A 25,546-nucleotide genomic window follows, 5' to 3' on the forward strand; every position below is an offset into this window, starting at 1 on the left:
ATTGGGGGCTTGCTCCTATGAATGCCGAGGATGTTCGGGACCTGCTGGAAATCATTGATGACCGGGTAAACCAAAGGGCCACGCTGATTACCAGCCAGCTCCCGGTGAATCATTGGCACGAATATCTGGGCGAGCCTACCGTGGCCGATGCGGTACTGGACCGACTGCTGCAGAGTGCTCACCGACTGGAGCTGAAGGGGGACTCCCTGCGTCGTCACCGTGATGGACGCGACACCCCTAAAGTTGACGCATCGTGACCACCTGGGGATAAAATGGCGGTGACCAGAATGTACGCTTTTCGGGGGTGCCCACGATCAGCGGAATCACTGCCCACGATCGCCGGAATGCGCATTTAGGTCCGGTCGTCGTGGAAAAGGCAGGATAACACCATGTATAAGCTACCCGCAGACCCGCGATGGATTGCTTGATTAAATTGGCAAACCGGAAAGCCTGATTGAATACGTCCCGATTACGAACCTTCTTGCCCTTGTTCAGCGGTTCATACTTGGCGGCTTCTTCTTCGTCGGACGGCATCTGCTTGGTGCTCACAGGGTAGCCGTCAGAGTCAAACATGACCACGACATAGAAAATCTGCATGGAATCGTTCAGAGGCACCAGAAAATTACGGATTTCTTTGGATAGCTTGTCACGATCTTCCGAGTCCCGATACATGGTAATGCCGGGGATGGCTACGCACGGAATACCCGCTTTGCAGGCCGCTGCTGCTTTCTTTTCGCCTTCCGTGATGACCACCACTTTGGTGTCCAGACGGGAATTCATCAAAGCCATGTGGAACCGTTCTGGAATGTACAAATGGGCTTTGGAACCTGCAGGTGAGAGATATTTGCCGATTTCGTTGCCCGGTTCAATATCCAGCAACCGGAAGCGTTCGTAGGGGATACCAGAATCAATCAGTGGACTGCCATCGTAGTTGAAATACGGTATGGAATAGCCACCACGGCAAGGCAAGGCGTTTTCCAGACCTATGCGCTGCTTCAATGCAGGCATACCCAAGGGTTCTGCTTTCAATTCCTCTGCGGTCAAACCGGAATGGGCTAAATCATCGTGCATAAAACTGAGCAATACTTCGTCTGCCATGTCACACCCCCTTACCGCGAACAGCGGCTATCTGGGCGGATGTGGCAAGCCTTGGGCGGCCTATTCTGCCCTTGGACTTTCTTAGGGATTTCGCGCCCCCGACAGGGAAGCTATTCAGCCATGCGATGACATCCCGAAGATGGTAGCGGGGACCACGACAACCGGGGATGAAGACGGCGGGTGGTAGTGCAGACAGGGGTTTGTTCTGTAAAGTTTTAGGGCTGACCTGTAGCAGTACAGCCAGATCATGGACCGTGCAGAGTAAAGGCAGAGACGCAGGCGGCTCACCACCATCACTATCGTCTGAACTACTGCTGGCTGGCTTTTTATGTCCACCAGATTTCCTATGACCGGACTGACGACCTGCCGCCTGTTGCTTGTGGGCATGGGCGACCAAATCTGCACCAACGGCCCCCATTTCCCGCAGGTAATCAGGGCGTTTCATTTTTCCAGAGAGTCGGAATCGCCGGAAAGCTTTTACATAGGATAGCTTGGTTTCGCGCCATGCCTTGTCGTACGAAGCCTGCTTGGCTTTGTCGCCAGTAAAGAAAGCCCACATTTCACCCACAATGCCGACAATAAAAACCAATATGCCACCTACGGCAACCATATCCGCAAGAAAGGATATGTAATGACCGGCGGTACCGGGGATGCCGTTTACCGCCATGGCTAACAAAGGCATTACGAAAGCAGCCATAGAGGCTGGGATGAGATTTTTGGCGCAAATTTTAGCCCATGCGCTGGGCGTGTTTTTACTGTTCATAATGGTTTCCTCCTGTGATGGTCAATTACTCTCAATTTGGTTTCCTCATACAACGGTCAATTACTCGGTGTGTGCCTCAGATGTGCCCCCTTTAATAAGGGAACTCACCTGTGTGCTGGCCGGGAAACCATCGCTTGGGCAGCAAAGAATCCGGTGACCAGCCGGGCGGCCAGAGAACACATCTGAGGCACCGCCGAGTGGATATTTTTGTATCCACAGGATGGTATAGACTCGCCCATGATGGGATAAACCGTACACCATTCCTATGGACATATATATAGTCCGAAAGTTCCAAGTTATCAACACTTTTTCGAAATATTTTTACCAATTTTAATTTGACTTTATAATGCACAAAATACAATATGTGAATATATTTAGGTTTCCATTAAAAACCACATTTAAAATTCCAGCTTGCACAATGCAAATCACAAGTGATTCAGGCGACGCTTCAGTTCCTTGATGACCGGCGCGCTGTTCATACGCAGTTCCAGATTGTCGGGCTGACCCAGTACCCTCGACACGGCAAGGCATAAATCCCTATGACCCATCAATGCCACATCAACAGACAGCAAGGAACCATCCAACGCACTCTGTGCCATCATTTTCCGCTTATGCCGATACCGCCGCGCCTTTTCAGTAGGCGTTAGCACATGGTCCGCATGCAGCCTTGGGCGGCCCGCTTTGCGTTTGGGGGCTGGCGCATCAACTTCAGGCTGGACCAAAGAGGGCTGTTCCATAACCGGTGCAGGCGGATATGTGGATTCTGGCTGGCGTGCAGGTTCTGGCTGCCGTACAGGTTCCGATAGCCGCGCTGGTTCTGACTGACGTACAGATTCCGGCGGGCTTGCTGGGTAGCCACGTTCCGGTCGGGTTGATACCGGCTGTTCCGGCTTGTGCGGGGATTCCCGTGTTACGGGTTTCAGATCAAGTTTATCCAAACCAAGTCCCGCCAATAAAGATTTTTGCATGACACACATCCTCATAGTTCTTCTACGGCTTATTCCGTCATGATTGGTATAGCCGAACCATATGGGGTATAGCTTTATTGGGTGATGGCCGACTATTTTGAGGTGACTTGATTGGGTAGCGGCATACTATTTAGGCACGGCCTTATTAGGTGGCGGCCTACTATTCAGGGTTGGCCTTATTAGGTGATCGTTTACCATTCTTGCGCAGCCTTATTAAGTGAAGACCAACTATTCAGGCATAGCTTTAATTGAGTAGTGGCCGACTATTTATTAGGGTGGCGTAACCAAATAAATTGGTTGCGGTAGATGAAAAATGGTTGGTTAGCGTTACTATATATTTAGTGATTATTGTTTTAATGGGATAAGGTGAACGCCAGATAAAGTAACGCATCAAAAGCTGTAGCTTTTTATCGGTGCGAATCACCCACAGGGACAGCAGGAACCACCAAATGGGTTCATCCCTCAATAGGGACGCTACTACGTTCCTTAATTTTCTGGCTGCGCTTAAACGTCACCACCCGTCTGGCCGTGATGACATGGGGTACGCCGTTCTTGGGGTTCCGGCCCTCTCTGGCAACCTTTTCCCGTAACGTGAAATTCCCGAAGCCGGACAACTTCACGTCCTCACCGGACGCCAGTGTTTCCCGTATCGTGTCAAACAGGCTATTCACCAATTCCAGGCTGGTCAGGTAGGTCAAACCCGTTTCATCCACCAGTGCATGCGCCATTTCTGCTTTTGTAACGGTCATAGTTCTTTCATCAGAAAACCGTGGGCACCTATGTGTATCTGGCAATCCTGAATCACTTCCCGATAGGCATCCCGAAAGTCGATCATCATCACTTTGCGCCGATCCTTCTTGGTCTGGATGAAATTTTCGTCATAGTACACCAGAAGGTCTTCAGCAAAATAACTGACCATCAGCATAGCGGCATTAGTGGCATATTCTGCCATGAAGACCGGTCCAAAACTGTCCGAAGAAAGAATAAATTCATCCGTTGGAAGCATTCTATCCAGTTTGCGAAGCACCTTGTGCGTGGTCTTGGCACGTTGAACCAGCCAGTTTACCTTTTCCTGATCCGTCAGTTCCGGGTGCCTTTGGGCTTGATAGGTCAGCACATTGGCCGCTTCTGTCAGGACATTCATGCCGTGAATGGTCCGCAGGAACTGGGCACAGAGGGAAGCTAATTCATCCGCTGTAGGTTCCTGACCGGCCTGTGCGAGGTATAGGCTACCCGCCTGAATAATGGCGTCGAGCACATCTATGGGTTGGTCATCTATGCCTTGCAGCAGTAGCGCCGGACCATAGACGCTATTACTGTTTTTCGGTCGGCGGCTTTTCTTGCGCAAGGTTTTGGCGGATTTACCGCCTGCGGGGAATGGGTGAACGTTTGTCATCGGTAGAATTTAACACGATGCAGCTTCCCAGAAAATTCTGATGATCAAAATCATGTACCATAATCCAATTAAACCGCATTTCTGAGGTGCCTATGTGTGGCCGTTATATGTTTGCTAGAGGGGGCAATCTGGTGAGAACACGCCACCGTTTGTTCGTACATGGTTAAGCAAGGTCATGCGAACCTTTTTTCTCTGAGTCTTTGGAAGGCTAGGCAAAGACACAACATCAGCATGACATTTATTATACGGTAATGCTGTATCATAAACCCTTATACCATTGTCGCAAGAGTCTCGCATAAAACCTACATTTAACCTTACGAAACCAATGTACTTCCTCTTTTCATTTTGACAGTCGTACCCTAATTTATGCAGATGATCAACGTCAAGAAATAACCCTCTATTGCACGAAGCGCCACATTTAAAGCAATCAGAAAACAATGTCTCATTTAATTCATCATCGTCAAAATGGTGAGGCTTAAACACAAACCGTAGCAAAACCTCATTATTTTCCACTGGCCCAGGTGAATTTTCACTGACACTTTCAAATTGACATCCCCCGTCAACATCATGCGTGAAAACACATCGCGCAAATTCATCTTTACTGTCTTCACAGCATTTTAGCTCGCTACAATTCATTTAATCGTTTTGGTTTTGGTCAACAAGGAAATGATCTCATGTGGGATAGTGTCATCTAGCGAAAACTCACCAACAGTGATGCAGCCTTCTTCGTCAATTCCCCAAATAAGGTTTTCGCTGGCATCAAAGTCGATACTGGCATAATTTTTATTATCAATAAACCAATACGCAGACAATGTTCCATCGTCTAACAACATAATTTTTGGTTCTGGTAGCCCGCTCTCAGCTAACTTAAAAAGCGCTGCCTTTGCAGTTGTTTCCTGAACAGGGCTTGGAACGTTCGGATCATTGTCAGAATAATTAGCAGGATTCTGACGAAGATTGTCAACCTGTCGGTAAGCCCTCTCATATAATTTTTTTGGAAGGTAATCAATCTCTATATCAGAGCTTTCATTATCCACAACAAAGGCTTCACTATCCGCAATGAATAGCGAAAAAGACAACCCAGATAATTTTTTTCTTGTGTTTTTTACAAGAATAGAGCCAATATCGGAATAGTTCTGCAGTAGATTTTTTGTGGATATACAATCCGGACTATGCCTTTCGCCACTGAATCCAACCGTGTCTATTACGTTCATAATTACAGTCCTTATTTAGTAGAATTATCAGAAAGCCCGATGAGTTCGCTTACGGATTCACTAATTAGACTCAACAAAATATCTTTATTAGTTTTATGTAAGTTTTCCCATGCCTGTTCTATATTCTCTGCGCTTAGAGTAATTTCTTCTGAGCCTATCATATTCTTGTTTAGTAATCTGTGTTGACCGGTTATCCGAAAGAGGCATCTATCACTACTATATTCTACAATAGCATCAATATTGAGTAAATTATGTGTCCGCCTATTTCCCAAGCCATCTGCAAACCAGCCTTGATGAATGTGCCAAGGATGGCACTCAGACAATACGCGCTCATTTAGCCAGATATTGTTATCATGCTTCCTAAACAATTCGTTAGTTCCGCGCACCAAATCAATAGTATTCACACGGAATTCATCTTGATATTGAAGTCCTATCGCTTGAATGGAAATCCCCTCAGCCATAATACTTTTGCAGACAGGCAGAATAGACTCAAGTGCAAAATCTCGTGCTGCTACCCATTTTTCATAACAAAAACAACTACAAGAAAGTACATTTCCACGCACTTCGAGCGTCCAAAAAGGTTTGTTATTTTCGTGTTTTTTTAACAACCGCAAACCATTATTACCAAAACTCACAGATTGTGAGTTTCCATTAACGGTTATAGAAGCCCCATTCAGCTTCTCTATTGTAGGAAGCATCGCTTTTAGATCGTCAGCTTGTTCATAGTATTTTGAAATTTGGTCAATGAGTTTACTATCAAGCTGTCGGTCAAATTCAAGGCCGAACGCCATGACCACTATGGCATGCTTGCCGGATACAGGTGTGATAACTATTTCTTCTGACATGGACCTTTTCCATAGTAAAGGCGAGCCAACTCTGACTACAGCATACCGCAATTTTTGCCATGAGTGGTAGTTTGCCTTGTTAACCGCCTTACGCCCGTTATCTCAGCGTGATATAACACCACAAAAGCAAAGGGGACACCATGCCGCGCGGACCAGCCAAGAAAAAAACCGAAGACACCAGCAGCCTCGAATCCAAACTCTGGGCCACTGCCGACAAGCTACGCGGCCATCTGGATGCCGCTGACTACAAGCATGTCGTGCTGGGCCTCATCTTCCTGAAATACATCTCAGACCGTTTTGCACAACGCCATTCGGAAATCTTAGGGGATGGACCGGGTGCCGATCCTGAAGACCGCGACGAGTACACGGCAGAAGGCGTGTTCTGGGTACCGGCTTCGGCACGCTGGCCGGTGATTCAGGCCGCCGCCAAACAGACCGACATCGGCAAGCGTATTGATGACGTCACGTGCAGTCGCTTTGTCTTTGATACCCGCATACTGGATATCGTGGTCAGGTTGCCACCCTTCGCAAAGCCAAATTATTTGTGTTATTCACTTTCCTGTCTAACGTCAACCCTATGACGAGCAATAGAAACGATCAACTCAAGACCTTCAGAAATCTTTTTATCCTCGGCTTTTGTTAAAGACAAAAGCCTTAAAGCTTCATCATGAATTGCATCAAGAGCTTTGATCATTGCGTCTTCTTTCATGTCCATAGTAAATTCCCCATAATTAATCCGTGAATTAAACTTCTAAATCAGTCAGGCATGTTAATCATACGTTGAGCCTTAGCCCCATAATTTCCCCCTTGTTCAGCAGCCAAACGCCACCAAAAAGCCGCTTTTTCGTAATTTTGCGGAACCCCTTTGCCTTTATAGTAGGCATTACCCAAGTAGAATTCAGCCTTTGAATCCCCCATTTTTGCAGCTTTTCTAAACCAGTATACCGATTCTTTATTCCTGTTTTGCCACATTAAAGCTTTAGAAAACACTTTTGAAGAATAATAACAGGAAAGGCCAACATTAGTTTCTGCTTGTGCTTTAGCGACACCCTGCTCTTGAATTGCCTTTATTTTTTCTTCTGCGGTATAACGATGCATGCCAAGTCTTTTTGTGGCCATTTTCCAATAACCCACTGCTTTTTCTTTGTTTTTCGGCATACAACCGCCTAAATAGTAAGCATCCCCCATATAATATTGAGCTCTGCTATAATTATTTTTTAGTGCTTTATTTAACCAATAGATTGTTTTTTTCCAGCTTTTCTTCACACTGTAACCGTGCCAATATTCAAGTGACAACATAGTCTCTGCGTCTGGATTACCATGCGCCGCAACCATTCTATACCAATAGTTAGCTTTAGAATAATTTTGTTTAATGCCTAAGGTACCATACCAATAGGCTTTACCAAGGTTATTTTGGGCTTTACCGTAGCCAAGATCGGCGGATTTATTCCACAATTTCAGAGCCATTATTGGATTTTGATTCTCATCTATACCAGTATAGTAAGAATCGGCAATCATATTTTCCATTTTTGCATTGCTATGCTCTATCGCATTGTTTATTAATTTTTTGTTCCAAAATCTAAAGTCGGATAAATACTTATGTATGGCGTTATAGTTATCATCGAACGTATTATGCCAGTAATACTCACTCAATTCAAGTTCACCGTATATATTTCCTGCATCTGCCTGTCTTTTCAAACGATCCAAGGCGTGTAGATTTCCGTTATATGCCTCTTTTTTTAAGTGTTGAGCCTCTTTCCTGTTCATAAGCCTTTCATGTTCAGTCGTAGAACAAGCAGACAAAACAATAAATAATGATATAAAGAAAGAAACGCGGATGATGACTTTAGTTTGTGTATTGTGCATCAATTTATTCATGATCATTTCCTCTATTAAAGAAAGGGCATATTTATTGAGAATATGTAAAATAAAATTTATAATCTAATCTCATTTATTTATTCCAATTCTTTGATTCTAATTTTAGTTATTTTAATAAGGCATCCTAGGTCTGATTCATGCCCTGACATGAATGCATTTGCGACGGTTCCACAAGATGCTCGTTTTTTAATTATCCAGTCTATTTCATTCCTTTTAAGCTCGCTCGCAGCCAAAGGGGTTGAATGTGCGATTTTTCTTTCGTAGATTTTCGTCAGTATGGCAGTGGTATTTTTATACTCGTCAGCGAGTGTCTTGTTTCTATTCCGATTTCTATTATAATTTTGCTTAACCTGATAAGGATGTTCAGACTTTATAAAGTTATCGTTATTTTGAAGTCTGATTAAATTTCTAAAAGAAACGTAATGAGTCCATCTCAATAATGGGGCAACGACCATTTCACCTAAGACGGATGTGTATCTCAAAGTTCCCATGTCAACCATAGGCCCAGATAAGATGGCCCCAAGTTCTGGCGGATTGTTTTTGAAATAAATAATTGCAGTCCTATTGAGTTCGCCATTTCCATATCTTGGCCGCACAAGAACTTTATGCTGATCAATTATCTGATAAACCACAAGATTACGCATAAGAAAACATTGGCCTTTAACAACATAAGGATTATATGAGAAGACAGAACCGCTTGCTATAGGATGGATCGGACCGCAATATTTATCTTGGTAGAATTGTATTTTGCTGTTTATATGATTCTCGTTCCTTGTTAAAACTTTTTCCTCTGATAAAGAGGAATTCTGCTTGGTTTCAAAAGATGCGTTTTGATTTGATGTTTTACCCATGGCAAGGCATGGCTCAGACACAAAACCTAGTAGCAACAAAGCGGCTGTTATATTGCGCATAACGTATGCTTTCCTTATACCCTTTTCTACGATCCTTGCATCCTCTTCAGAGGATAAACTTAAACGGCGTCTGCTTCTTTACGGCTCAGGACTGGGCTGAGTAGATGTTGATCATTGTAATCTATCACGTTGCGGGTAACAGGAAAATCTTTCAGACCGGATTTTTAGAGTTTAACCTCTCACGGCAGACACCAGCGCTATGATCGAAATATGCTTGTACTGTTTCATCGTCTGGGCAGTGGTGGATTTGTGTCCGGTTATCGCCTGCACAGTCATGAAGACCGGCCTGCGCAAGGTAAAGGTTACCCGTATTAATAATCCTATTGAACACATCTACCGGTTGGTAAAAAAACTTTAGTATCAGACATCCAAAATTGTTCTGTATAAGTTGAACTGTTTTTTCTATTATCAAATTTAGTATGTCTCTAATTCATGTTGACATATTAAAAGCCCAGGTGTACCCTTCCATCGAAGGCATTTCTGTGATCACAGGTCTTGTGAAAATGAAAAAATTTACTATCCTCACTGTTCTGCTGGCTCTCATGCCGTCTGTGGCGTTTGCATCATGGGCTAATGCGCCAATTTACAGATTTGGGACATATATGCTTCACGATATAAAGCAGTATCCTGCTAAAGAAGCCAACTGGATTGAAGACACTTTCCACTCTAAACAGATAATCATGCGTGAAGCAAAAATAGCGAACCTACGTACAGCCATTACTACTTATATGGAAGCTAAGCAGCAGGAAATATATTGGTTACATACTCATCCCGGTATTCAGGGCACCGCCACTCATACGGCATTGCTTCAGCACTACATACGGAAAGAATCATTTTATCAAAAAAAAGATAACGAGCATTTTCACCCTACCAGACGCAGTTATACGCAATTCGTCGTAAAAGCTATTGCCTATGAATACCCTCACAGAAATGATTATAACACACGTGCCGAACTCGAAGAAGCTGTGATTAAGCGTATGTCGGTAGAAGATCGAGATATTGCAATGACCAGAAAAGATAGCAAAAACTTTAAAATTCATTTTAAAAATCAATAGCTCAGACTAATCTATTCAACTGCTTGGAATAATTTTTCGTTCCTTGTTAAACTATTACACGCTGATAAAGAGGAATTCTATTTATTCCATAAGATGCGTTTTAACATGCAGGTTTATCAATAGCAAGACTTGAATCAAACGCAAACCATATCAACAATAATATGACTGTTACAGTGCGTCACATCTCTATTTCTTAAATTTTAGCGCCGTAACCTGTTGCTTAATTTTCTGTAAAACTCATCTGTGATTTTATCAAAACTCGTGTAAACGCAATTACTCTTTTGATTAGGCTCTATTTTTGTCAAATGTTTATTCTTAAAAATATCTTCAACCACTAATAAAACCACCCACTCTTTCTTTCCAACAGAATTAATTATTTCTTGTTTGAACACAGCCTCAATAAAATGCATTTCAATACACTCAATATCACCAATTTTTTTGTTATTCCAAGCTTCTCTTGGTGCCAAAATAGGAAGGTCTATTTTGATGCAGGGGCCAATCCCAACGTCTTCCCAACACAACAAGTACAAAGATCCATTATTACTTAAACCTCGCCCTTGATTAAAGATCGATCCTTTAAGATAGATTATATGCTCTTCAATGCGCGATAAATCTATGAGATCGTCAATGTTTATATGATTCCATTCAGGGTAAAATTGAAGAGCAACAAATGGTGACATTTCTTCTTGATGATGCCGCTCTTCGCTTTCGACAAGAATTTTATTGATGTCAACCAGTTCATGTGTTTCCGCCACGAGTTGCGCGTTTTGTTTGAGTGCATTCTCGGTAGATTTTGCCATCCTATAGGTGAAGTAAGCTAACACGCCTGTGAAAATTGCCAGCAATACCGTCACCCCCGGTAATAACCACGTCTGCAACAAATTTGTATGGTTGCTCACAGCGCTTCCACGACTACCACCGCCGTTCCATAGGCCGTAACCTCATTCATGGCCTGTCCCTGTCCGGCGTCAAACTCACCGGAATCAAAACGCATCCCCAATACAGCATTGGCCCCAAGGGAACGGGCATGTTCCGCCAGTTGTTCCAGAGCATCATCACGGGTTTGGGCAATCATTTTTAAGTAGCCAGACTGTTTACCGCCGAAGACGGCACGGATACCGCCCAGAAGATTGCCGACGATATTGCGGGACCGGACACCCGTACCGTAGACCGGCCCGATGACCCGAACCACGCGCATACCGGGGCAGTCGTTGATGGTTAGGATGAGGACATTATTTTCCACCATCATTTCCTTCATCGTTCATCACACGGCCAGCGCCACCCCGACCTTGCGTCAATTTGTTAAAGCGTTCCCTTTTGGCCGCACATCTTACGCAGCGAACAGCCTGTACTGCCTGTATCCGTTCCGAGGGAATGATATCGGCACAATCCAGACAGTAGCGATTCCCCTGAGCGTCTTCGTCAGGTTCTTCGTGGGGCACCAAGGCGTCACGCTGTCTCGTCAAGGCGTCCATCAGGTGTTCTTCCGTATTCTTTGCGCCTACATCTGCCTCATCGGCCAAACGTTCCCCCTGAATCATGGTCGACCTTTATCGAATGAGAATGGGCGGTTTTACTGAAAATCGTGTTTACCCAACTTTGGGTCGTCGTCCCCGTCTGGCTTTTCCGTGCTCTTCCAGTAAGGCTTCACCACGCACTGAAAGGTCGGCTGCATCAGCGGAATCTGCCAGCACCTTCTCAATGGCCGCTATGTAATGCCGATGGTCCCATTCAGGGGCGATGACCTTCGCAGCCCGTCCAAAGCGTTTTTCAAGCTCAAGGTTTCTTTTCTGCGCGGTAGGGGTTTGCATGATCTTTTTCTTGGCGGCCTCGATCTTGGCGAGCGCGGCCCGCTGCCGTTCAAGAATTTCCGCCTGTTTCTTTTCCAAATCCGCCAGCCTTTGCTCTGCGGTACGACGAATACGTTTTTTCACTTCTGTCATGGCCTATTCCTCTAAATGTTCACTTTGTCTGCAAATTCTTTACCTGCCTTAAACTTTACACTCTTTTTAGCGGGAATATCGATTTCCTGTCCAGTCGCCGGATTGCGGCCTTTACGAGCGGGTTTTTCCACGACCTCAAAAGTACAGAAACCCGGAAAGACAATCTTTCCGGCTGACGGCAATTCCGCTTCCAGCGTATGCCGAAAAGCCTGAAAAAACTTCTCGGCATCTGTTTTGGACATTTCGCCGTGACGTGACAGGGCGGATATAAATTCGGATTTGTTCATGGATACCATCCTTTGGATGTAATCAGTAGAAACAACTTAGACGATAAAAGCCTAGTCTTCAATTCGTGGTTTTTACACAGGCCCAAGACTTTTTTAAGAGGATAAACCACTAGCCCCGCACGGCATCGACTAATACTTTGCCCGAAATATGCGTGTACCGCTTCATCATCTGGGTGGATTTATGCCCCGTAATCGCCTTCATAGTCATGATGGCTTATCCGTCACCCCAACAGCTTAACCAAATCTTCCGGTTTCAGGTGAGTGTACCTTTTCAGCATTTGCATGTCCTTGTGGCCGGTGATGGCCGAAACCTGCATGAGGCCAAGTCCTTTCTCAAAAAGGCGGCTTGTACCTTCATGGCGTAGGTCATGAAAGGTCAGGCCCTCGATGCCAGCCTTTTTGACGGCTTTGATGTAGCTGGCGCGTAAGCCTTCCTGTGTGTAGGTCCATACCTTGCCATCCAAGTTGCGTGGCAAATCACGTAATATCTGAGTGGCTTTGGTGGTCAGCGGTACAACGCGCTTTTCGCCGTTCTTGGTATCTTCCAAGGTAACAGTCTGGCGCTTCAGGTCCACCTTGTCCCAAGTCATGCCCATAATTTCCCCTTGGCGCATGGCGGTTTCTATGGCGATACCCACAATGGATGCCAATTCGGGGTTCATGGCTTGGCAAGTGTCCAGCAATCGGGTTTCTTCATCGCCCACAAGCCGCCGATCACGTCCTTGGGGCAATCTAGGCTTGCGAACCAATTCCACCGGATTGCTGAGGGCTTCCATGCCCCATTCCTTGCGGGCGATGGTGAACAGATGGGATAACAAGGCCAGATTCAGTCGGATGGTGTTTGGGGCTTTTCCTTCGGCTTCCATATCCCTTATGACCGCAGCAACATCCTTACCTCGGATAGACGCCAGAAACATCTTAGCAATAGGTTTGGCCTGCCATTGGCGTAGTCGGACCAGTTCTTGTCGAGGGGCTTTCTTGGATGGGACTATTTCTTCCGCATAACGGTCAAGGGCTTCCATTAGGGTCGTGCTTTCGCTTTCCGAGCGGTCGCGCCAGACGCCCCGCAGCATCTCACTTTCCGCCACCGTCGCCCAGGCGTCTGCTTCCTTCCTTGTCCGAAAGGTCTTGTACTGTGCAGGGAACCCCTTTTTGCGAATGGCAACCTGCCAGCCGATATGTTCGCCTTCCCGGTTATAACTCGGTGTGATGGATGCCATAAAGCCCCCCACAATGAATGCCTAACGAGAGAGTAAACCAGACCGGACTGCGGTGCAAATACGGTGCAAATTCAAGCAGGCAAAGAAAAAGATGCTAGACGTAAGTCTAACATCTTGATTTTATTGGTGGCGCTTCAGGGATTCGAACCCCGGACACGCGGATTATGATTCCGCTGCTCTAACCGACTGAGCTAAAGCGCCAAGAGCGGCAAATTAAAGCGTTTACAGTCGCTGATGTCAAGCCATAGCGGGTTTAAGCTGCATTTGGCTGGGGGATTAAACCGCATTGAGAGGAATGCGGAGGTAGGCTACGCCATTATCCGCCTTCGGGGGGAGTTCGCCGGCGCGGATGTTGATCTGAAGTGCCGGCAAAATCAGTTTGGGCATGGCCAGGGTTGCATCCCTTTTTTGGCGGAGTGCGACAAAATCGGCCAGACGCCGATGATTGCCCAGATGAATGTTGTGGGCTTTTTCCTCGGCGACCGTGCTCTCCCAGCGGTATTCGTCACGTCCCGGGGCCTTGTAATCGTGGCCGACAAACAGGCGCGTTTCTTCAGGTAGCGCGAAAATACGCTGGACTGAATGGTAAAGCGTTTCGGCACTGCCACCCGGAAAATCACAGCGGGCAGAGCCGTAATCCGGCATGAACAGGGTGTCGCCGACAAAGGCGGCGTCGCCGATGACGTAAGTCAGGCAAGCAGGGGTGTGGCCGGGCGTATGCATGACCTGCACGGACAGTTTGCCGATGCTGAAAGTCTCGCCATCGGCAAATAGAGAGTCAAACTGTCTGCCATCCTGAGGAACCTGATCGGACTCGTCATAGAGCTGGGCGAAAGTTTTTTGCACCTGGGTGATGTGCGCTCCAATGCCTATTTTGCAGCCGAGTTTCTTGCGGAGAAAGTCCGCCGCACTGAGGTGGTCGGCGTGGGCATGGGTATCGAGTATCCACTCAACCTGCAGATTTTCCTCGCGAACGCGCGCCAGGAGTTTGTCAGCCGAGCTGTGCGAAGTGCGCCCGCTGGCATAATCAAAATCCAGGACCGGATCAATAATGGCGCAAGAGCGACCTTCGGGCTCTTTGACCAGATAGCTGGCAGTGAAAGTGGCTTCATCAAAAAAGCATTCGACTATGGGTTTCATACGCTCTCCTTATTTAGATAGCATTCGTATATTTAATTATTCTAATTCTATAGTCAATATGGTAGCGAGTCCACAAGCTGTTGCCAATGAGCAAGTTAACTGTTCAGCGCAACAGGCGTCGGACCAGTAAACGCCAGGCGATCAGGTAGGGAATTACGGTATACAGCAGCAGAACGCCGAGATGGTAAGGCACGTGCCGGGGGAGTTGTCCGGTCAACAGTGGGCGCAACAAGGCTACTGCATGGGTCAGCGGCAATACCTGGGCAATATCCCGGGCAAAGGCGGGGAGTGAGTGCAAAGGATAAAATACCCCGCAAAATAAAAACATGGGGGTGACAGCCAGGGTGAAGTAGTACATGAAAAAGTCATAACTGCGGGCCATGGCGGTGATGACCAGGGCGAGGCTGCCGAAGCTTAATCCCGACAGCAGAATGACCGGAATGCTCAGCCATACCCAGGGCCCCTGAATGGCTCCGAAAAAGCTGGCCACAATGATAATGGCCACAGCGCTGATCAGGCCTTTGATGGCGGCCCAGAGCACCTCGCCGGCAAGAATGTCACTGACCCGTAAGGGGGTGGCCAGCATGGCGGCATAGGTGTGTTGGGCGCTCATCCGGGTAAAAGCCGAATACAATCCCTCAAAACTCGCCGTATTCATGACGCTGCTGGCGACAATGCCCGAGGCAATGAAGGTGATATAGGGCATGCCGTCCATATGTCCGACAAAATGCCCGAGCCCGTAACCCAAAGCCAGCAAATACAGTAATGGATCACCGAAATTGCCAAACATGCTGGGGAGCAGGAGTTTCCGCCATACCCCGAAATTGCGCTGCACCACAGCCAGGGCTCCGGGATTGGGAATGGCATCTTGCCAGGACATCAGTGCCCGTCCTCTCGCAAATTGCGGCCTGTGAGTCTTAAAAATACATCTTCGAGGCTGGCGGGACGCTGCAACCATCGGTAATCCGGGTTATGGATAAAATGCGCCATCACCTGCTGCAGGTTCTGCCCATAACAAATAAGAGTGTCACCGACTCTTTCACTGAGCGCTACCTGCTGTTGATGCCAGTTTTCGGGATCCGGAATGCTGCCATCCAGGCGGCGCAACTCCAGCACTTCACCGGGAATATGGGATTCAATCAGACCTCTGGGGGTGTCCTGCGCCAGAATGCGACCCTGATCAATAATGCCGACCTGATCAGCCAGTCGCTCCGCCTCGTCCATATAATGGGTGGTGAGCAACAGGGTGGTTCCCTGACGGCGTAAGTCGCGCAGGCGTTGCCAGATCAGGTGCCGTGCCTGCGGGTCGAGCCCGGTGGTGGGTTCATCCAGCAGCAGGAGCTGCGGGGCGTTGATGAGCGCGCGGGCAATGGTGAGGCGGCGTTGCATGCCGCCGGACAGGGCGGAAATAGGTTGCCGGGCGTAGCTGCTCAGGGCCATGAAATCCAGCAATTCCGCACTGCGTTGACGGATTCTGGTCTTGGGAAGACGAAAATAGCGTCCGTAGGTCCAGAGGTTCTCTTCTACAGTAAAATCCGGGTCGAGGTTGTCCATTTGCGGGACTACGCCGATTCTGGCGCGACCCGCTGCTCCCAATGTGGAAAGCGCCTGTCCATCCATACGGATTTCTCCACCGTCCAGGGGAGTCAGGCCCTGGATAGCCCGTATGGTGGTGCTTTTGCCCGCGCCATTAGGCCCTACCAGGGCATAACAACTGCCCGCAGGAATGGAAAACTCTACCCCCTGCAAAACTTCGCGCTTGGCGTACTGCTTGTGCAGATGTTTCAGTTCAAGAAAAGCGGGTTTCAGCACAGGGGCTTGTTCCCGTATAGCGCATTTTGGCTACGTCGTCTGCAAGGGATTGCAGCAGCGCTGTCTGCAGGGTGTTGAGTTGACCATGAAAAAAATGATCCGCTGGCAGCAGCAGGGTTGTGGGGTTGACGGGTAAGCCTGCCAGCCACTGTTTGACGTTGGCTGCCGGTACCAACTCGTCCTGCTCACCCTGAATCAGGGTCCAGGGACAGCGGGGTGGCGACAGATGCTGGAAGTCGAACAGATTGACGGGCGGGGCCACCGTCAGCAGGCGCGTGATATGGGGATGGTGATGTACGGCCCGATAGGCCACGTAAGCGCCAAAAGAAAAGCCGGACAGCCAGATATCAAAACCCGGACGTCTTTCCTGCACCCAGTCCAGAACCGCCAGACAGTCTTCTGTTTCCCCCCGGCCGTCGTCATAACTGCCGGCGCTTTCTCCGACGCCCCGAAAATTGAAGCGCAGGGAGGGGATACCCAGCAGATTGAAGGTTCTGCTGAGATAGTGCACCACCTTGTTGTGCAGGGTGCCGCCATAGAGCGGGTGCGGGTGGAGAATGACGGCCACTGCCCCCCGGGTTTCCTTTTCAGGACAGGCCGTGAGGCCTTCCAGATCACCTGCCGGACCGGGGATGAGGACTTTCTGGCCGACGCACTCCAGGCCCGCCAGCTCGCCCCCGTCATACAGATGACTGCGGTCTATGGGCAGCATCAGATGCGTAACCTGTCTACGGGAACCCCGTCACGCAGATGCGATTCGACAATTTCCCGCACATCATCACCATCGACAAAGGTGTACCAGACGGCTTCCGGATAAACGACGGCTACCGGACCTTCCTGGCAGCGTCCCAGGCAGCCGCAGCGATTGACGCGGACCTGATGATCACCATGAATTCCCAGGGATTTGGCATGTTTCTTGGCCAGATGAAACATTTCGTCGGCCAGTCCGCTGTTGTTGCAGGACTGTTCACCATTGTCGCGATGATTCAGGCAGATAAACATATGCCGTTGATAGAAACCTTCTTCCATAAGCGTTGACCCTTTCTCTGCTCAGGGACATCATACCCGAATCAGCTTTTACAAACAGCGTACGGAGAAATCATGCTCAGCGATTTGCTTGTCGCCAATCTGGATAATGCCCTGCGGACCCTGACCGGTCAGCATGTCGGGAGTCGTCGTCCCTATCCCGGCCGGGCAGTGCCCGATACCTTGCTGCGACCCTGGGAACGTCAGGCGGCAGGACGGATGATGCGGGTCAATCATGCCGGTGAGGTGATGGCCCAGGCCCTGTATATGGGACAGGCGGCAGGTACCCCTGATCCGGAATTACGCGCGCAACTGGAACGCGCCCGCAGCGAAGAAGAAGATCATCTGCGCTGGTGCCAGACCCGGCTGCAGGAACTCAACAGTCGTCCCAGTCTTTTATCCCCCCTTTGGTATGGAGCAGGCTGGAGCATGGGCTTTCTGGCCGCCCGTCAGGGTCGGGCAGCCAATCTTGGTCTGGTGGTGGCTGTGGAAAATCAGGTGGAAGAGCATCTGAACGGGCACCTGGATGCCTTGCCGGCCGATGATGATCGCAGCCGGGCCGTGGTGGCGCAGATGCGGGATGATGAAGTGGGACATGCCGAGACGGCAGAATCTCTGGGTGCCGGAAAACTGCCCATGCCGGTGCGGATGGCCATGGGGGTGTTTTCCAGGATGCTGACACAGGGGGCACTCTGGATTTAAGCGCCCCGTGTGCTCAGGATACCGGGTGTTTGGTGGCCATTGGCCGGATATGGAGTTCTGAACCCCCCGGTAAATGGATGCGATAACGACCGGCACGCACGGCTTCAGCCATGCTGCCAATGGTTTGCCTGCCGAGCAGACCCATGACTTCGGCCTTCAGGGGCTTCCACTGATAGTGGACCGGGCAGGCGGTTTCGTCGGCACAGGCCTTGAGTCCCAGCACGCAACCCTGGCCGAAGGGTTGACCTTCCACTACTTCGACAATATCCAGAATGTTCATCTGGTCTGCTCCCGGCCTCAGCACAAAGCCACCACCACGGCCCTTGAAAGAATCCAGTACCCCGCGTTTGGCCAGATCCTGAAGGATTTTTGCCAGATATTGGGCCGGGACCCGCAGATAATCGGAAATATCCCGGCTCAGCACCGGTTCGCCCTCCGGTTGGGCGGCAAGATAAATCAATGCTTGTAAAGCATATTCGCTGGTTTTACTCAGTAGCATGAAAACATCCTCAGGATTCGTCGACGACTGTAAAGTCGTGGGTGATTTCCGCTGTTTTCCCCAGCATGACGCTGGCTGAACAGTATTTTTCCGCCGACAGGCTGATGGCGTGTGCTACTCGCTTGGGATCCAGTGCTTTGCCGGATACCATAAAATGCAGGTGTATTTTTGTGAATACCTTGGGGTCGGTGTCAGCCCGTTCGGCCTGGATGTCAACCACACATTGCTGGATGGCCTGCCGGGATTTTTGCAGGATCATGACCACATCAATGCTCGCACAACCACCAAGGCCCATGAGCAACATTTCCATGGGCCGTGCGCCAAGATTCTGTCCACCAATTTCTGCGGAGCCATCCATGACCAAAGCATGACCACTGTCAGCATTGGCCACAAAACTCATTTGACCCGGGCCCATCCATTGTACGCGTGTCTGCATGCGTCGCCCCCTTTTGCTTTTGAACAACAACCTATCATTAGATGACAATATGCGGGCCATGTAAACCAAACAGCTTACTCAAAGCCGCACCGGGTTGCGCTTCGCGCATGAAGGCCTCGCCGACGAGGAAAGCGTTGACGTCTGCCGCACGCAGTTTCTGGACTTCCTCAGGGCTGCGAATACCGCTTTCGGTGACCACAATGCGGTCTTCGGGTACCTGCGGAAGTAACTGCAGGGTGGTTTCAATATCGGTCACGAAGCGATGCAGATCGCGGTTGTTGATGCCAATCAATGGAGTACGCAATTTTAGGGCACGCTGGAGTTCTGCACTGTTGTGTACTTCGACCAGTACGGCCATACCCAGGCAGTGGGCAGATTCTTCCAGGGTTTGCAGTTGTTCATCCGACAATGCCGCGACAATGAGGAGGATGGCATCGGCGCCAATGGCGCGTGCTTCCCAGACCTGATAGGGATCAATGCAGAAATCCTTTCTCAGCACCGGAATGGAGCAGGCTTCCCGGGCAGCCGTCAGGTAAATGTCGGCGCCCTGAAAATAATGCTCATCCGTCAGCACCGACAGGCAGGCCGCGTCGTGGGCTGCGTAATCCTGGGCTATGCTGACAGGATTGAAATCTTCCCGAATAATGCCTGCGGAAGGGGAGGCCTTTTTGATTTCGGCGATGACTGCGGCTTGCCCGGCACTGATTTTACTGCGGATAGAGCCGATGAAATCACGGGCTGGCCCGCTCAGGGCTACAGATTCCTGCAATTCAGCCAAACCAAGACGGGCCTTGCGTTCAATGACTTCAGCGTGTTTGCGGGTAATGATTTCCTGGAGTATGTCCGTCATACGGATCCTTTATTGGTTTTTGCCCAGTAATTCCTGCCATTTACTCCAGGCAGCGCCTGACTTCAAAATGTCTCTTGCCAACACCACACCAACCGCCATATCGGGTACCACATCTGCAGCATAAAGCGCGGCCCCGGCGTTCAGTAAAACCACATCCAGGCGCGGTCCCGCCCGGTTTTGCAGGACTTCTTCGGCAGCCGACAGTGCTTCTGCTACGCTGCTGATTTGCAGGCTGGCCAGCGGCGCGCGCGCAATACCGAAGTCCTCCGGCTGAATCCGACTGCGCGAAATCACCCCATCCTTCAGTTCGGCCATGTCCGTGGGGGCAGAAAGACTGATTTCATCCAGACCGTCATGACCATGAACCACCAGTACGTGACGGGAGCCCAGTTCCCGGGCCGCTTCGGCCAGTGGGATCAGCCAGCGTTCGGCGTACACGCCGAGCACCTGATGCGGGGCCCCCGCCGGGTTACTCAGGGGACCCATCAGATTGAACAATGAGCGAATCGCCAGTTCTTTGCGCGGGCCGACGGCATGGCGCATGGCACCGTGATGCGCCGGAGCGAACAGGAAGCCGATGCCGATTTTTTCGATGCTTTGCGCCACCGCTTCGGGGCTCATATCCATGGGCAGGCCCGCAGCTTCCAGAACATCTGCACTGCCACTGCGACTGACCATGGAACGGTTGCCGTGTTTGGCTACCCGGGCGCCCCCCGCTGCTGCGACGACGGCAGATACCGTGGAAATATTGAAGGTGCTCAGGGCATCTCCGCCGGTCCCGCAGGTGTCGAGCAGATGGTCGGTGGAAACTTCCACCCGGGTCATGCAGGCGCGCAGCGCCAAGGTGGCGCCAACCAGTTCTTCGACCCGTTGTCCCTTCATGCGCAGGCCCATGAGGAGGGCGCCAATTTGCGCCGGCGTCCAGTCACCGGCCATGATTCCGGCAAATACATGCTGGGCCTGCTCTCGGGACAAATCCTGCCCGGCGGCAATTTGTTCAAGAATGTCGCGGACCATCATCGGGTTGCTTCTCCCTGTAAGAAGTGCTGGAGGAGGGTTTTGCCACATTCGCTGAGAATGGACTCAGGATGGAACTGCACCCCTTCCACGGCCAGTGCGCGGTGACGTAACCCCATGATTTCTCCCGCCTCCGTCCAGGCCGTGATTTCCAGACTCTCTGGCAGGCTGTCGCGTTCGACAATCAGGGAATGATAACGGGTGGCGGGAAAGGGGTCGGGCAGGTCGTGGAAGATCCCCTGACCATGGTGATGGATGGGTGAGGTCTTGCCATGCATCACCTGATCGGCGCGGATCACCTTGCCACCAAAGGCCTGTCCGATGGCCTGATGCCCGAGACAAACGCCCAGCAGCGGGATTTTGCCGGCAAAGTGCTGGATGGTGGCAATGGAAATGCCCGCTTCATTGGGGGTGCAGGGACCGGGCGAGATGCAGATATGGCTGGGGGCCAGCTCGGCAATGCGGGCAATATCAATGGCGTCATTGCGTTCTACCCGTACTTCCGCACCAAGCTCGCCAAAATACTGCACCAGGTTGTAGGTGAAGCTATCGTAATTATCGATCATGAGCAGCATAATTGCTCCATCCTGTTGATTTGTATGTACTCTACCATAAAATACTCGCGAATCATGTCCCTTCCATAACCTCTTTGGCGACGGCTACCAGGCAGGTACAACGACTGCAGGTGCAACACCAAGGCGTTTGGCGCGGCGTGCAAATCGACGGTCATCGAAGCTTATGAATTCCGTGCAATGGCTGCTGGCCAGCAAGTGCAGGGCATCGGCGAAGTCGAGCCCCTCTGTGTGCCAGGCCAAGGCATCGGCGATGCGCGACCATTCTTCGACATGGACGTTGGGCAGACCAAGCAGATGTTTGACGACCCTGACGAAATCTTCGTCCGCAAAGCCATAAAAGGCGCGCAAGACCCATTCGAGCTCAAGGATTACGGTCAGGGGTACGAACACCTGGGGGGATTCGGTCAGGAGTCTGTGGGCAATCGGTCGCTGTCTGGCTGCCTCAGGGTCAGCCGGGTCAGCCACATAGAAACGTGCCAGAATGTTGGTATCAAGGGCGATCATCTTTGCTTTCACGCATGGCGAGGGCGACATCGAAATCGGCAAGACGGCGTTTTCCCGGCCGCGTGCAAACCAGCATGCCAAAGCCGTCTTCGGCAGTGGTTGGAGTGACTTGGCGCTTCACCTCGGCGTGGATGACATGACCTTCCAGGCTGAAATCGAGTTGACAGCCGGGGGTGATGCCCAGGCGGCGACGGATTTCCACCGGAATGACAACTTGGCCTTTATCGGAAACGGTTGTTAACATGACAACATTCTCCTCTTACCTGGTAAGAATATTTTAGCACAAGGCATTCCTCCGGCAGCAGAATGTAAATGCCGGGGAGATCCATCGGTAACTGGGATGATCTGGCGATTGGGCCTGGCTTGCTCGATCTTCAGAAAGCTTTGTCTGCAGTCATCAATCATGAGCAGCATGATCTGCCCTCCCTTCGGGGTCGAGGCCGTTTTCGGCCAGTGCTACAGCCCGGAACATGGCGCGGCGCTTGTTCATGGTTTCTTCCCACTCTGCTGCGGGTTCGGAGTCGGCCACAATGCCCCCTCCGGCCTGAATATGCAGGGTGCCGTTTTTGATAACGGCCGTACGGATGGCGATGCAGGTATCCATGTTGCCATTCCAGCCCCAGTAGCCCACGGCCCCGGCATATACGGCCCGGGATACCGGTTCGATTTCCCGGATGATTTCCATGGCACGAATTTTCGGCGCTCCCGATACGGTGCCCGCCGGAAAGCTGGCGCGCAGGGCATCCATGGCATCCAGCTCCGGGCGCAGCCGACCCGTGACCTGGGAAACAATGTGCATGACATGGGAGTAGCGTTCAATGCCAAAGGAATCTGTCAGCGTGACCGAACCGACTTCGGCAATTCGGCCCACATCATTGCGGGCCAGATCAATCAGCATGAGATGTTCGGCACGTTCTTTGGGGTCTGCCAGAAGCTCCTTTTCCAGAGCTTCATCTTCTGCCCGGTTTTTGCCCCGGGGACGGGTTCCGGCAATGGGGCGTACCGTGACTTGCCGGTCTTCCACCCGGACCAGAATTTCCGGCGAAGAGCCCACCAGATAAGTGTCGTCCAGATCTACATAAAACATGTAGGGAGAAGGATTGACGCCACGCAGGGCCCGGTAAAGGTCCAGAGGATGGGCACCCAGTTCGGTGGACAGGCGTTGCGAAGGCACAACTTGCATGACGTCGCCAGCAGCAATGTAATCCTTGATGTGATCCACTGCGGCCATGTATCCCTCACGGCTGAAACTGGCCGTGAAGTCTTCTTCCCTCACCCTGCGGGTTTGCACGGGGGGGGGCGGCGGCATGGCGCTTTGTCGCAGCCCCTTCTGAAGCGCATCCAGGCGCTGAAGGCCTTGGTGATAGGCATTGTTGTGACTGGGGTCCACATGAACCAGAAGCCGGATGGTTCCGCGCAAGTTGTCAAAAATCAGCAGCTCATCGGCCACCAGCAACTGGATTTCCGGCAGATCGAGAGGGTCAGGCAGGGTTGCGTTACGGGCCAGACGCGGCTCAATATAGCGAACAATATCGTATCCGAAATAACCGACCAGCCCGCCACTGAAGCGGTCATCAATGGCGTCTTCCAGGGGGGCGACCCGAAAGCGCGCGCGAAACGCGCTGATCCATTCGAGCGGGTCCTGCGGCTGGGCGCGTTCCGTTTCGATACCCTGATTGTGGACAGTCACCAACCCGTGATGCACGCGGATGATCAGCCGGGCAGGGAGTCCGATGATGGAGTAGCGCCCCCATTTTTCTCCACCCTGCACGGATTCGAGCAGATAGGCATAGGGACCATCCACCAGTTTCAGATAGGCGGAAAGGGGAGTGTCGAGGTCGGCAATGACCTCGCGGGAAAGGGGAATGCGGTTATAGCCCTGGCTTGCCAGAGCAGCAAAAGTGGCTTCAGAAATCACGGATCACCTCGTTGGAACGATGAAAAGAAGGGCACTGCTTTTCAGCAGCGACGCCATCGTTTTCCCGCACGTTCCAATTTCCGCATGATTTCCGTTGCTCCTGTGTCAGGCGAGAATATCCAATAATTCACTCATATTGTCCAGTACAGCATCGGGATTGAGCGTGTGTACGGGTTCGTCACCATGATATCCATAGGTTACACAGGCGATGGGCATATTTGCTGCGCGGGCTGCCTGGGTATCATTGCAGGAATCCCCAACCAACAAACAGTCACCTACCGGTTGATGAAAGTGGGCGGCAGCATGCAGGAGTTGCAATGGATCCGGCTTCTTTTTGGGAAGGCTGTCACCCGACAGGACCAGGCCAAAAAAGTCATATAACTCCAGACGTTTTAACAGGGGTTCGGTAAAAGCCTTGGCCTTGTTGGTGATGCAGACCAGCTCCCGGCCTTGCGCCTGAAGGGCTTTGAGGGTATCGCTTACGCCCGGATAAATCTGACTGTGATCCAGCAGATGCTCTCCGTAGTACTGACTGAAATCGACCATGGCGGCGTCCAGTTCTGTTTCGCTGGGTTCCTGCTGAATACTCAGTGCCCGACGCATCAGTTCACGTACGCCATTGCCGATGAAGCCGCGAATGACCGGCATCCCGGCAGGTTGACGCCCGAGCTTGTGGAGAGCATGGTTGGCGGCTCCGGCCAGATCCGGAGCGGTATCAATGAGCGTACCGTCCAGATCCAGCAGTACCACCCGCGCCGTGAAGGGTGCGCTGACGTTCAGTTGCACCGTCATTTAACCCGCCAGTGCCTTGCGGAAAGCCGCAATGGTAGCTTTATAGTCTGGAGTGTTATAAATGGCGCTGCCGGCGACAAATACATCGGCACCAGCATCGGCGACCCGGCGTACGTTATCGACTTTAACGCCACCATCTACTTCCAGTTCAATAGGCTTGCCGGTCGCGTCTATGCGCTTGCGGATGGCTTCGATCTTGCGCAGGGTGTAGTCAATGAAACTCTGACCGCCAAAACCGGGGTTGACGCTCATGACCAGTACCAGGTCCAGGTTTTCCAGGACGTAGTCCAGCACATCGAGGGGCGTTCCGGGATTGAGGGATACGCCAGCCTTGCAACCGAGGCTGTGGATCAACTGAATGGTGCGATCCAGATGAATGGTGGCTTCCGGATGCACGGTGATGATGTTGGCACCGGCCTTGGCAAACTCGGGAATGATGGCGTCCACCGGGGCAATCATCAAATGCACATCCAGAGGCTTCTGGGTATGGGGTTTGATGGCCGCAGCGACCAGCGGTCCAATAGTCAGGTTGGGTACAAAATGGTTGTCCATGACGTCGATATGAATATAGTCGGCGCCGGCTTCATCCACTGCACGCACTTCTTCACCCAGGCGGGCAAAGTCAGCGGAGAGAATGGAGGGTGAAATCTTGAATTGTGTCATACGGCCTCCAAAACAGGGCGAGAGCGCTGTGCGC

Annotated in this window: 35 protein-coding genes and 1 tRNA gene; 4 read left to right on the plus strand and 32 right to left on the minus strand. The window is 50.7% G+C overall.

Features of this window, described 5'->3' with window-relative positions; all coding sequences use genetic code 11:
- A partial coding sequence (locus tag H7F11_RS00005; protein WP_193657961.1) for an ATP-binding protein occupies window positions 1-257 on the plus strand: 257 nt, incomplete at its 5' end.
- On the opposite strand, the gene H7F11_RS00010 is transcribed toward H7F11_RS00005, so the two are convergent.
- From H7F11_RS00010 to H7F11_RS00040, 7 genes are all read right to left on the minus strand, one after another.
- A complete protein-coding gene (locus H7F11_RS00010) occupies window positions 238-1,098 on the minus strand; it encodes a DUF3854 domain-containing protein (protein WP_193650325.1) in 861 nt (286 codons plus the stop codon). The two genes, H7F11_RS00005 and H7F11_RS00010, sit on opposite strands and share 20 nt — an antisense overlap.
- Window position 1,099: 1 nt before the next feature.
- Entirely contained in the window at window positions 1,100-1,861 is a 762-nt protein-coding gene (locus H7F11_RS00015; protein ID WP_193650326.1) for a hypothetical protein, read from the minus strand.
- A gap of 425 nt (window positions 1,862-2,286) precedes the next feature.
- The gene (locus H7F11_RS00020) at window positions 2,287-2,829 is read right to left on the minus strand and encodes a hypothetical protein (RefSeq protein WP_193650327.1); all 543 of its coding nucleotides are present in this window, start codon (window positions 2,827-2,829) and stop codon (window positions 2,287-2,289) included.
- Between the two features lie 455 nt (window positions 2,830-3,284).
- Window positions 3,285-3,578 carry an integration host factor subunit alpha gene (locus H7F11_RS00025; protein WP_193650328.1) on the minus strand — a complete coding sequence of 98 codons (294 nt, stop codon included), beginning with the start codon at window positions 3,576-3,578 and terminating at the stop codon, window positions 3,285-3,287.
- On the minus strand, window positions 3,575-4,225 hold the full coding sequence (locus H7F11_RS00030; protein ID WP_193650329.1) for a hypothetical protein: 651 nt from the start codon (window positions 4,223-4,225) through the stop codon (window positions 3,575-3,577). Before H7F11_RS00030 ends, H7F11_RS00025 begins: the two co-directional genes overlap by 4 nt.
- A gap of 632 nt (window positions 4,226-4,857) precedes the next feature.
- Window positions 4,858-5,439, minus strand: coding sequence for a hypothetical protein (locus H7F11_RS00035; protein WP_193650330.1), 582 nt, complete (start codon window positions 5,437-5,439; stop codon window positions 4,858-4,860).
- 11 nt (window positions 5,440-5,450) lie between these two features.
- Entirely contained in the window at window positions 5,451-6,284 is an 834-nt protein-coding gene (locus tag H7F11_RS00040; RefSeq protein WP_193650331.1) for a TIGR04255 family protein, read from the minus strand.
- 140 nt (window positions 6,285-6,424) lie between these two features.
- On the opposite strand from H7F11_RS00040, the gene H7F11_RS00045 reads away from it, so the two are divergent.
- A complete protein-coding gene (locus H7F11_RS00045) occupies window positions 6,425-6,865 on the plus strand; it encodes a type I restriction-modification system subunit M N-terminal domain-containing protein (RefSeq protein WP_227485137.1) in 441 nt (146 codons plus the stop codon).
- Here H7F11_RS00045 and H7F11_RS00050 read toward each other — a convergent pair.
- The 3 genes from H7F11_RS00050 to H7F11_RS00060 all read right to left on the minus strand — a co-directional run bounded on the left by H7F11_RS00050 (window position 6,832) and on the right by H7F11_RS00060 (window position 9,073).
- Window positions 6,832-6,999: a hypothetical protein gene (locus tag H7F11_RS00050; protein ID WP_193650332.1), complete on the minus strand. Its 168-nt coding sequence runs from the start codon at window positions 6,997-6,999 to the stop codon at window positions 6,832-6,834. The genes H7F11_RS00045 and H7F11_RS00050 overlap by 34 nt on opposite strands.
- Before the next feature lie 41 nt (window positions 7,000-7,040).
- Window positions 7,041-8,162, minus strand: a complete 1,122-nt coding sequence (locus H7F11_RS00055) for a tetratricopeptide repeat protein (RefSeq protein ID WP_193650333.1) — start codon at window positions 8,160-8,162, stop codon at window positions 7,041-7,043.
- Between the two features lie 77 nt (window positions 8,163-8,239).
- The gene (locus H7F11_RS00060; protein ID WP_193650334.1) at window positions 8,240-9,073 is read right to left on the minus strand and encodes a lysozyme inhibitor LprI family protein; all 834 of its coding nucleotides are present in this window, start codon (window positions 9,071-9,073) and stop codon (window positions 8,240-8,242) included.
- A gap of 503 nt (window positions 9,074-9,576) precedes the next feature.
- On the opposite strand from H7F11_RS00060, the gene H7F11_RS00065 reads away from it, so the two are divergent.
- Window positions 9,577-10,128, plus strand: a complete 552-nt coding sequence (locus H7F11_RS00065) for a hypothetical protein (protein ID WP_193650335.1) — start codon at window positions 9,577-9,579, stop codon at window positions 10,126-10,128.
- Window positions 10,129-10,328: 200 nt separating this feature from the next.
- Here the strand turns inward: H7F11_RS00065 and H7F11_RS00070 are convergent, their stop codons facing one another.
- The 12 genes from H7F11_RS00070 to H7F11_RS00125 all read right to left on the minus strand — a co-directional run bounded on the left by H7F11_RS00070 (window position 10,329) and on the right by H7F11_RS00125 (window position 17,559).
- Entirely contained in the window at window positions 10,329-11,027 is a 699-nt protein-coding gene (locus H7F11_RS00070; protein ID WP_193650336.1) for a hypothetical protein, read from the minus strand.
- Entirely contained in the window at window positions 11,024-11,377 is a 354-nt protein-coding gene (locus H7F11_RS00075) for a YbjQ family protein (protein ID WP_193650337.1), read from the minus strand. Before H7F11_RS00075 ends, H7F11_RS00070 begins: the two co-directional genes overlap by 4 nt.
- Window positions 11,361-11,651: a TraR/DksA C4-type zinc finger protein gene (locus H7F11_RS00080; RefSeq protein WP_193650338.1), complete on the minus strand. Its 291-nt coding sequence runs from the start codon at window positions 11,649-11,651 to the stop codon at window positions 11,361-11,363. The genes H7F11_RS00075 and H7F11_RS00080 overlap by 17 nt, the downstream gene beginning before the upstream one ends.
- Window positions 11,652-11,717: 66 nt before the next feature.
- The gene (locus tag H7F11_RS00085; RefSeq protein ID WP_193650339.1) at window positions 11,718-12,071 is read right to left on the minus strand and encodes a hypothetical protein; all 354 of its coding nucleotides are present in this window, start codon (window positions 12,069-12,071) and stop codon (window positions 11,718-11,720) included.
- 11 nt (window positions 12,072-12,082) lie between these two features.
- Window positions 12,083-12,358, minus strand: a complete 276-nt coding sequence (locus H7F11_RS00090) for an HU family DNA-binding protein (RefSeq protein WP_142087081.1) — start codon at window positions 12,356-12,358, stop codon at window positions 12,083-12,085.
- Between the two features lie 221 nt (window positions 12,359-12,579).
- The gene (locus tag H7F11_RS00095; protein WP_193650340.1) at window positions 12,580-13,578 is read right to left on the minus strand and encodes a site-specific integrase; all 999 of its coding nucleotides are present in this window, start codon (window positions 13,576-13,578) and stop codon (window positions 12,580-12,582) included.
- Between the two features lie 124 nt (window positions 13,579-13,702).
- Window positions 13,703-13,779: transfer RNA gene (locus H7F11_RS00100), tRNA-Met, on the minus strand.
- A gap of 75 nt (window positions 13,780-13,854) precedes the next feature.
- Window positions 13,855-14,718, minus strand: a complete 864-nt coding sequence (locus H7F11_RS00105; RefSeq protein WP_193650341.1) for an MBL fold metallo-hydrolase — start codon at window positions 14,716-14,718, stop codon at window positions 13,855-13,857.
- Between the two features lie 103 nt (window positions 14,719-14,821).
- Window positions 14,822-15,598 carry an ABC transporter permease gene (locus H7F11_RS00110; RefSeq protein ID WP_193650342.1) on the minus strand — a complete coding sequence of 259 codons (777 nt, stop codon included), beginning with the start codon at window positions 15,596-15,598 and terminating at the stop codon, window positions 14,822-14,824.
- Complete coding sequence (locus H7F11_RS00115; protein WP_319803350.1) at window positions 15,598-16,530, minus strand: ATP-binding cassette domain-containing protein; 933 nt, start codon at window positions 16,528-16,530, stop codon at window positions 15,598-15,600. Before H7F11_RS00115 ends, H7F11_RS00110 begins: the two co-directional genes overlap by 1 nt.
- Entirely contained in the window at window positions 16,508-17,242 is a 735-nt protein-coding gene (locus H7F11_RS00120; RefSeq protein ID WP_193650343.1) for an alpha/beta hydrolase, read from the minus strand. The genes H7F11_RS00115 and H7F11_RS00120 overlap by 23 nt, the downstream gene beginning before the upstream one ends.
- Complete coding sequence (locus H7F11_RS00125) at window positions 17,242-17,559, minus strand: (2Fe-2S) ferredoxin domain-containing protein (RefSeq protein ID WP_193650344.1); 318 nt, start codon at window positions 17,557-17,559, stop codon at window positions 17,242-17,244. The genes H7F11_RS00120 and H7F11_RS00125 overlap by 1 nt, the downstream gene beginning before the upstream one ends.
- Before the next feature lie 72 nt (window positions 17,560-17,631).
- Here H7F11_RS00125 and coq7 point away from each other — a divergent pair, with 72 nt between their 5' ends.
- On the plus strand, window positions 17,632-18,258 hold the full coding sequence (coq7, locus tag H7F11_RS00130) for a 2-polyprenyl-3-methyl-6-methoxy-1,4-benzoquinone monooxygenase (protein WP_193650345.1): 627 nt from the start codon (window positions 17,632-17,634) through the stop codon (window positions 18,256-18,258).
- 13 nt (window positions 18,259-18,271) lie between these two features.
- Here coq7 and H7F11_RS00135 read toward each other — a convergent pair whose 3' ends face one another.
- From H7F11_RS00135 to rpe, 10 genes are all read right to left on the minus strand, one after another.
- Window positions 18,272-18,757, minus strand: coding sequence for an RrF2 family transcriptional regulator (locus tag H7F11_RS00135; RefSeq protein ID WP_193650346.1), 486 nt, complete (start codon window positions 18,755-18,757; stop codon window positions 18,272-18,274).
- Window positions 18,758-18,767: 10 nt separating this feature from the next.
- Window positions 18,768-19,193, minus strand: a complete 426-nt coding sequence (locus tag H7F11_RS00140; protein ID WP_193650347.1) for an OsmC family protein — start codon at window positions 19,191-19,193, stop codon at window positions 18,768-18,770.
- Window positions 19,194-19,230: 37 nt separating this feature from the next.
- Complete coding sequence (gene trpC, locus H7F11_RS00145; RefSeq protein WP_193650348.1) at window positions 19,231-20,043, minus strand: indole-3-glycerol phosphate synthase TrpC; 813 nt, start codon at window positions 20,041-20,043, stop codon at window positions 19,231-19,233.
- Window positions 20,044-20,052: 9 nt separating this feature from the next.
- Window positions 20,053-21,063: an anthranilate phosphoribosyltransferase gene (gene trpD / locus H7F11_RS00150; RefSeq protein WP_193650349.1), complete on the minus strand. Its 1,011-nt coding sequence runs from the start codon at window positions 21,061-21,063 to the stop codon at window positions 20,053-20,055.
- Entirely contained in the window at window positions 21,060-21,635 is a 576-nt protein-coding gene (locus tag H7F11_RS00155; protein WP_193650350.1) for an anthranilate synthase component II, read from the minus strand. The genes trpD and H7F11_RS00155 overlap by 4 nt, the downstream gene beginning before the upstream one ends.
- 84 nt (window positions 21,636-21,719) lie before the next feature.
- Window positions 21,720-22,139 carry a type II toxin-antitoxin system VapC family toxin gene (locus H7F11_RS00160; protein WP_193650351.1) on the minus strand — a complete coding sequence of 140 codons (420 nt, stop codon included), beginning with the start codon at window positions 22,137-22,139 and terminating at the stop codon, window positions 21,720-21,722.
- Window positions 22,126-22,383: an AbrB/MazE/SpoVT family DNA-binding domain-containing protein gene (locus H7F11_RS00165; RefSeq protein ID WP_193650352.1), complete on the minus strand. Its 258-nt coding sequence runs from the start codon at window positions 22,381-22,383 to the stop codon at window positions 22,126-22,128. Before H7F11_RS00165 ends, H7F11_RS00160 begins: the two co-directional genes overlap by 14 nt.
- 153 nt (window positions 22,384-22,536) lie before the next feature.
- On the minus strand, window positions 22,537-24,057 hold the full coding sequence (gene trpE, locus H7F11_RS00170) for an anthranilate synthase component I (RefSeq protein ID WP_193650353.1): 1,521 nt from the start codon (window positions 24,055-24,057) through the stop codon (window positions 22,537-22,539).
- A 105-nt stretch (window positions 24,058-24,162) separates the two neighbouring features.
- Window positions 24,163-24,849: a phosphoglycolate phosphatase gene (locus H7F11_RS00175; protein ID WP_193650354.1), complete on the minus strand. Its 687-nt coding sequence runs from the start codon at window positions 24,847-24,849 to the stop codon at window positions 24,163-24,165.
- The gene (gene rpe / locus H7F11_RS00180) at window positions 24,850-25,512 is read right to left on the minus strand and encodes a ribulose-phosphate 3-epimerase (RefSeq protein ID WP_193650355.1); all 663 of its coding nucleotides are present in this window, start codon (window positions 25,510-25,512) and stop codon (window positions 24,850-24,852) included.
- Window positions 25,513-25,546 lie beyond the last annotated feature (34 nt).

It is taken from the genome of Acidithiobacillus sp. HP-2 (genome assembly GCF_015100155.1).
GTDB lineage: Bacteria > Pseudomonadota > Gammaproteobacteria > Acidithiobacillales > Acidithiobacillaceae > Acidithiobacillus.

Excerpts from the sequence above, each read along its gene's own strand:
- H7F11_RS00040 (WP_193650331.1), bottom strand. The coding sequence starts at position 6,284 with ATGTCAGAAGAAATAGTTATCACACCTGTATCCGGCAAGCATGCCATA.
- H7F11_RS00110 (WP_193650342.1), bottom strand. The coding sequence starts at position 15,598 with ATGTCCTGGCAAGATGCCATTCCCAATCCCGGAGCCCTGGCTGTGGTG.
- H7F11_RS00030 (WP_193650329.1), bottom strand. The coding sequence starts at position 4,225 with ATGACAAACGTTCACCCATTCCCCGCAGGCGGTAAATCCGCCAAAACC.
- H7F11_RS00165 (WP_193650352.1), bottom strand. The coding sequence starts at position 22,383 with ATGTTAACAACCGTTTCCGATAAAGGCCAAGTTGTCATTCCGGTGGAA.
- H7F11_RS00135 (WP_193650346.1), bottom strand. The coding sequence starts at position 18,757 with ATGCTACTGAGTAAAACCAGCGAATATGCTTTACAAGCATTGATTTAT.
- H7F11_RS00120 (WP_193650343.1), bottom strand. The coding sequence starts at position 17,242 with ATGCTGCCCATAGACCGCAGTCATCTGTATGACGGGGGCGAGCTGGCG.
- H7F11_RS00075 (WP_193650337.1), bottom strand. The coding sequence starts at position 11,377 with ATGATGGTGGAAAATAATGTCCTCATCCTAACCATCAACGACTGCCCC.
- trpD (WP_193650349.1), bottom strand. The coding sequence starts at position 21,063 with ATGATGGTCCGCGACATTCTTGAACAAATTGCCGCCGGGCAGGATTTG.
- H7F11_RS00055 (WP_193650333.1), bottom strand. The coding sequence starts at position 8,162 with ATGAATAAATTGATGCACAATACACAAACTAAAGTCATCATCCGCGTT.
- H7F11_RS00140 (WP_193650347.1), bottom strand. The coding sequence starts at position 19,193 with ATGCAGACACGCGTACAATGGATGGGCCCGGGTCAAATGAGTTTTGTG.
- H7F11_RS00025 (WP_193650328.1), bottom strand. The coding sequence starts at position 3,578 with ATGACCGTTACAAAAGCAGAAATGGCGCATGCACTGGTGGATGAAACG.
- H7F11_RS00125 (WP_193650344.1), bottom strand. The coding sequence starts at position 17,559 with ATGGAAGAAGGTTTCTATCAACGGCATATGTTTATCTGCCTGAATCAT.
- coq7 (WP_193650345.1), top strand. The coding sequence starts at position 17,632 with ATGCTCAGCGATTTGCTTGTCGCCAATCTGGATAATGCCCTGCGGACC.
- H7F11_RS00045 (WP_227485137.1), top strand. The coding sequence starts at position 6,425 with ATGCCGCGCGGACCAGCCAAGAAAAAAACCGAAGACACCAGCAGCCTC.
- H7F11_RS00105 (WP_193650341.1), bottom strand. The coding sequence starts at position 14,718 with ATGAAACCCATAGTCGAATGCTTTTTTGATGAAGCCACTTTCACTGCC.
- H7F11_RS00090 (WP_142087081.1), bottom strand. The coding sequence starts at position 12,358 with ATGAACAAATCCGAATTTATATCCGCCCTGTCACGTCACGGCGAAATG.
- trpC (WP_193650348.1), bottom strand. The coding sequence starts at position 20,043 with ATGACGGACATACTCCAGGAAATCATTACCCGCAAACACGCTGAAGTC.
- H7F11_RS00085 (WP_193650339.1), bottom strand. The coding sequence starts at position 12,071 with ATGACAGAAGTGAAAAAACGTATTCGTCGTACCGCAGAGCAAAGGCTG.
- H7F11_RS00065 (WP_193650335.1), top strand. The coding sequence starts at position 9,577 with ATGAAAAAATTTACTATCCTCACTGTTCTGCTGGCTCTCATGCCGTCT.
- H7F11_RS00050 (WP_193650332.1), bottom strand. The coding sequence starts at position 6,999 with ATGGACATGAAAGAAGACGCAATGATCAAAGCTCTTGATGCAATTCAT.
- H7F11_RS00175 (WP_193650354.1), bottom strand. The coding sequence starts at position 24,849 with ATGACGGTGCAACTGAACGTCAGCGCACCCTTCACGGCGCGGGTGGTA.
- H7F11_RS00155 (WP_193650350.1), bottom strand. The coding sequence starts at position 21,635 with ATGCTGCTCATGATCGATAATTACGATAGCTTCACCTACAACCTGGTG.
- H7F11_RS00060 (WP_193650334.1), bottom strand. The coding sequence starts at position 9,073 with ATGCGCAATATAACAGCCGCTTTGTTGCTACTAGGTTTTGTGTCTGAG.
- H7F11_RS00020 (WP_193650327.1), bottom strand. The coding sequence starts at position 2,829 with ATGCAAAAATCTTTATTGGCGGGACTTGGTTTGGATAAACTTGATCTG.
- rpe (WP_193650355.1), bottom strand. The coding sequence starts at position 25,512 with ATGACACAATTCAAGATTTCACCCTCCATTCTCTCCGCTGACTTTGCC.
- H7F11_RS00095 (WP_193650340.1), bottom strand. The coding sequence starts at position 13,578 with ATGGCATCCATCACACCGAGTTATAACCGGGAAGGCGAACATATCGGC.
- H7F11_RS00160 (WP_193650351.1), bottom strand. The coding sequence starts at position 22,139 with ATGATCGCCCTTGATACCAACATTCTGGCACGTTTCTATGTGGCTGAC.
- H7F11_RS00035 (WP_193650330.1), bottom strand. The coding sequence starts at position 5,439 with ATGAACGTAATAGACACGGTTGGATTCAGTGGCGAAAGGCATAGTCCG.
- H7F11_RS00015 (WP_193650326.1), bottom strand. The coding sequence starts at position 1,861 with ATGAACAGTAAAAACACGCCCAGCGCATGGGCTAAAATTTGCGCCAAA.
- H7F11_RS00010 (WP_193650325.1), bottom strand. The coding sequence starts at position 1,098 with ATGGCAGACGAAGTATTGCTCAGTTTTATGCACGATGATTTAGCCCAT.